Source organism: Halorubrum sp. SD626R (assembly GCF_001261915.1).
Taxonomy (GTDB): domain Archaea; phylum Halobacteriota; class Halobacteria; order Halobacteriales; family Haloferacaceae; genus Halorubrum.
The window spans coordinates 1-1,946 of the sequence record NZ_CVRT01000089.1; the positions used below are offsets into that span (position 1 = coordinate 1).

2 protein-coding genes are annotated in these 1,946 nt (G+C 71.7%); both read left to right on the plus strand.

Annotated elements, in window-relative coordinates; genetic code table 11:
- Positions 1-271: 271 nt before the first annotated feature.
- Entirely contained in the window at positions 272-400 is a 129-nt protein-coding gene (locus SD626R_RS17260; protein ID WP_255310142.1) for a DUF7859 family protein, read from the plus strand.
- On the plus strand, positions 400-1,578 hold the full coding sequence (locus SD626R_RS09750; RefSeq protein ID WP_092566120.1) for an inorganic phosphate transporter: 1,179 nt from the start codon (positions 400-402) through the stop codon (positions 1,576-1,578). The genes SD626R_RS17260 and SD626R_RS09750 overlap by 1 nt, the downstream gene beginning before the upstream one ends.
- Positions 1,579-1,946 lie beyond the last annotated feature (368 nt).

Genomic DNA, 1,946 nt, shown 5'->3' on the forward strand with positions numbered 1-1,946 from the left:
CTCGTCGTGGTCGGCCGGCCGGAGCGTCTCGTCCCACCGGCTCGACTGGTACGACTCTTCGCGCTTCGGGTGCGCGAGCCGGCGATCGGCGGGGACCGACCCGGTCGACGCGGAGCGATCGCGGGGGAGAGGGCCGAAGCGGGGGTCGCGTCCGCATCTTACGCCGGGAATAGCTTATACCCAACTGAGGAACAAACGCGCGTTTTAGTCACCGCCCGGAGTCGAACGCGAGTCCCGAAACGCATAACACCGTGCCGACGGATTCGAGTGTATGCTCTCGGTCGAACCGTTGTTCGTGGTTATTCTCGTCGGTCTGCTCGGACTCTTCTTCTTCGGGTTCCTCCTCGTCCGGCGCACGCTGACCGGGCTCCGCGAGGGGTACGAGGACGGCCAGCGGTAATGGTCGTCGTCACCGTTCTCACCCTCGGCGTCGCCGGCGCGGCGAGCATGTTCATGGCGTGGTCGATCGGCGCCGGCTCGTCGGGGTCTACCCCGTTCGCGCCGGCGGTGGGCGCAAACGCGATCTCCGTGATGCGCGCCGGGCTGATCGTGGGCGTCCTCGGGCTGATGGGGGCAGTGTTACAGGGCGCGAACGTGACCGAGGCGGTCGGCACCGAGCTGATCGGCGGCGTCACGCTCACGGCCGGCGCGGCCATCGTCGCGCTGGTCACCGCCGCCGGGCTCGTCGCGGTCGGCGTGTTCGCCGGGTACCCGATCGCGACCGCGTTCACCGTCACCGGCGCGGTCGTCGGCGTCGGCCTCGCGATGGGCGGCGACCCCGCGTGGCCGAAGTACACCGAGATCCTCACGCTGTGGGTGCTCACCCCGTTCGTCGGCGGCGGCATCGCCTACGTCGTGGCGCGCTCGCTGATCGGCGAACGCCTCCCCGAGCGACCGCTCACCGCGGCGCTCGCGGGGCTCGTCGGCGCGATCGTCGCGAACGTCGGGTTCGCGCTGCTCGGCCCGCCGGGCGAGCAGGCGTCGCTCTCGCAGGCGATCGGGCCCGGACTCGGCGTCGGCTCGATCGGGACGCCGCTCGTCACGGCCGCGGTGGCGGCGGTCGTCACCGTCGCGGTGTACCTCGACCTCGGCCGCGACCGCGAGGGGGCCCAGCGGCGGTTCCTGCTGGCGATGGGCGGGCTCGTCGCGTTCTCCGCCGGCGGGTCGCAGGTCGGGCTCGCGATCGGGCCGCTCGTCCCCCTGTTCGTCGGCGACGCCGGGATCCCGCTGTGGGCGCTGCTCGTCGGCGGCGGGGTCGGCCTGCTGGCCGGGTCCTGGACCGGCGCGCCGCGGATGATCAAGGCGATCTCGCAGGACTACGCCTCGATGGGGCCGCGGCGGTCGATCTCGGCGCTCATCCCCTCGTTCGCGATCGCACAGACCGCGGTCGCGTTCGGGATCCCGGTCTCGTTCAACGAGATCATCGTCTCCGCGATCGTCGGCGCCGGCTACGCCGCCGGCGACGCGGGCGTGAGCCGGGCGAAGATGGGGTACACGGTGCTCGCGTGGGTCGGCTCGCTCGTCGGGTCGCTGGGGCTGGGATTCGGCGTCTACACCGCCGTACGGTTCGTGTTATGACGAGCAGCTGGATCGTCGGGCAGTAGGTGTGTATTCATAATCAGACGTTGTTAGCGGATCGACGGTGAACGCCTCCAAAGCCCCAGTCGCGAGGACTCGATGCGCTCGCTGTGCTCCTCGATCGCTCGCGCTGCTCGCTCCCTGCGGTGTCGCCGGCGGCTTCGCCGCCGGCTGCCCGTGGCGCGTAGCGCCACACTGCTTGCGTCGCCCGTCTTCGTCCTCGCGACTGCCCCTTTGAATCCCGCCCGTTCCGCACGGCACCGGAGCCTCACGCCTCCCCAACCTCGCCGCGGTCGCCGTCGGCGACTGCGGGCTCCCTCGCGCGTGCACCTCGCGCCCTGCGGGCGCTCGGCGGCACGCGCCGACCG

Excerpts from the sequence above, each read along its gene's own strand:
- SD626R_RS09750 (WP_092566120.1), top strand. The coding sequence starts at position 400 with ATGGTCGTCGTCACCGTTCTCACCCTCGGCGTCGCCGGCGCGGCGAGC.
- SD626R_RS17260 (WP_255310142.1), top strand. The coding sequence starts at position 272 with ATGCTCTCGGTCGAACCGTTGTTCGTGGTTATTCTCGTCGGTCTGCTC.